The sequence below is a fragment of the Vicinamibacteria bacterium genome, from assembly GCA_035620555.1.
GTDB lineage: Bacteria > Acidobacteriota > Vicinamibacteria > Marinacidobacterales > SMYC01 > DASPGQ01.
Genome location: DASPGQ010000538.1, coordinates 1 through 2,294, shown reverse-complemented (window position 1 = coordinate 2,294; position 2,294 = coordinate 1). Strand labels below are relative to the sequence as shown.

The following is a 2,294-nucleotide window of genomic DNA, read 5'->3' as shown; positions in this document are numbered from 1 at the left end:
CGACCGGGAAAGCGGCGAGCTTCGAGAGATCCGCTGTATGTCCTCAGACAAAGCACGAACGGGAAGTTAACCGACTTCGTTTCAACAGCTTCTCGGTCTACCTGGTCAGAGGTACTGTCGAGAGCGGCGGGCGCCTTCTTCCCCGAGCCTCAGCTCCACATTGGCGTTGAGGTCCAGGCCCGAGGTCTCGCCCCGCAGAAGCTTCAGATAGCCCGCGGCCGCGATCATGGCGGCGTTGTCGGTCGAAAGCGAAAGGCTCGGAAACAAAACCGGCACCCCGAGCCGCTCGCTCGTTTTCTCGAACGTCGCTCGGAGCTCCCGGTTGGCGGCGACACCGCCGGATACGAGAACCGCCCGCGCCCGGTGTCGTTTCACCGCGTGCCTGGTCCGCTCGACGAGCGACTTCACCACGGTGCGCTGGAAGCTCGCCGCCAGATCGCACAGATCCTTCCGCGAGGCAGCATCTTCTCCCTCACCGAGGGGCTCGATCCCGTGCTCCTGGATCGCCCGGAGCACCGCCGTCTTGAGCCCGCTGAAGCTGAAATCCTCGCTACCGTCCGAGAACTTCGCCACGGTGAAGGGATGAGTCTTCGCATCGCCCAGAGCCGCGAGCTTGTCGAGGATCGGCCCTCCGGGATAGCCGAGGCCCAGCCGCTTCGCGACCTTGTCGTAGGCCTCGCCCGCGGCGTCGTCCCGGGTCTTCCCCAGAAGCCGATAGCGAGATTCCTCTTCCATCAGGAACAGGCTCGTGTGTCCGCCCGACACGACGAGTGAGACGGCCGGGTGCGGGATTTCCTCGGGGGATTCGATATAGACCGCCCGGATATGCCCTTCGAGATGATCGACCGCCACGATCGGAATCTTCCGCGCGTAGGCGATCGCCTTTCCGAAGGAAAGACCCACGAGAAGCGAGCCGATGAGCCCCGGTCCCTGCGTCACGGCGATGCCCTCGATGGCGTCGAGCCCGACCCCGGCTTTCTTCAGGGCTCCATCGACGATCGGACCGATCTTCGAGAGGTGCTGTCTCGAGGCGAGCTCGGGCACCACCCCCCCAAAGGGACTGTGGGTTGCGACCTGGGAAGCGACGAGGTTCGAGAGAATTCGCCGGCCGTCCTCGACCACCGCCGCCGAGGTCTCGTCACAAGAGGTCTCGATGCCGAGAACGAGCATCGTCCGCTCAGGCCGCGCGTGCGCTCGCGAGCTGTCTCAGGCTCTCCCCGTAAGGCGCCCGGGCGACGCCGTTCTCGCACACGATGGCGGTCACGAGCCGGTTCGGCGTGACATCGAATGCCGGGTTCCGAACTCCGACGCCTTCGGGTGCTATCCGCACGCCCTGAACGTGGGTCACCTCGTCCGGCGAGCGCTCCTCGATCGGGATGTCTTTCCCCGAGGAAATCGAGAGATCGAACGTCGAGGTCGGCGCCGCGACATAGAAAGGAATCCCATGCTCTTTCGCCAGGACGGCGACCGAATAGGTCCCGATCTTGTTCGCCACGTCTCCGTTCGCCACGATCCGATCGGAGCCCACGATGACGAGGTCGATCGCGCCCCGCGCCATGAAATGCCCCGCCATGTTGTCGGTGATGAGCGTGACCGGAATCTGATCCTTATTAAGCTCCCAAGCCGTCAGCCGCGCCCCCTGGAGAAACGGCCGCGTCTCGTCGGCGAGGACCTCGATCCGCTTCCCCGCTTCCACACAGGCCCGCATCACCCCGAGCGCGGTCCCATAGCCCGCCGTCGCTAAAGCCCCGGCGTTGCAATGGGTCAGAATCCGAGCTCCGTCGGGAACGAGCGCCGCCCCATGCCGCCCCATCCGCCGATTCATGTCGATGTCCTCGGCCTGAATCGAAAGCGCCTCCTTCTCGAGCCCGGACAGCGTCGCTTCCACTCCTGAAGGCAGAAGCTCCCCGAAACGCTTCTTCATCCGCTCGATCGCCCAGAACAAATTCACCGCCGTCGGCCGGGTGCCCGCCATGAGCTCCGAGACCGAGGCCAGAGCCTCCCGAAGTCCGTCCGGTGATTTCGCCCGAGCCTGCCGAAGCCCCAGGACGATCCCGAACGCCGCCGTCACCCCAATCGCCGGCGCCCCCCGGACCACCATGTCCTTGATGGCCGCAGCCACTGCCTCGGCATCCCGACAAGCGAGATATTCCTCTTTCGTCGGCAGGATCCTCTGATCGATGAGAACGACCGCATCCCCGTCCCATCGAATGGTCTCGAACACGTTGGGCCTCCTGTCGGGGGCAGTTTAACGCAGATTGATGGATACCTGTTGACGAGGGAGAAAGCGAAGT

2 protein-coding genes are annotated in these 2,294 nt (G+C 64.6%); both read right to left on the bottom strand.

The window, feature by feature from the left end; all coding sequences use genetic code 11:
• Positions 1-105: 105 nt before the first annotated feature.
• A complete protein-coding gene (gene tsaD / locus VEK15_21950; protein ID HXV63379.1) occupies positions 106-1,170 on the bottom strand; it encodes a tRNA (adenosine(37)-N6)-threonylcarbamoyltransferase complex transferase subunit TsaD in 1,065 nt (354 codons plus the stop codon).
• A 7-nt stretch (positions 1,171-1,177) separates the two neighbouring features.
• Positions 1,178-2,224, bottom strand: coding sequence for an S-methyl-5-thioribose-1-phosphate isomerase (gene mtnA / locus VEK15_21945; GenBank protein HXV63378.1), 1,047 nt, complete (start codon positions 2,222-2,224; stop codon positions 1,178-1,180).
• Between the last annotated feature and the right edge of the window lie 70 nt (positions 2,225-2,294).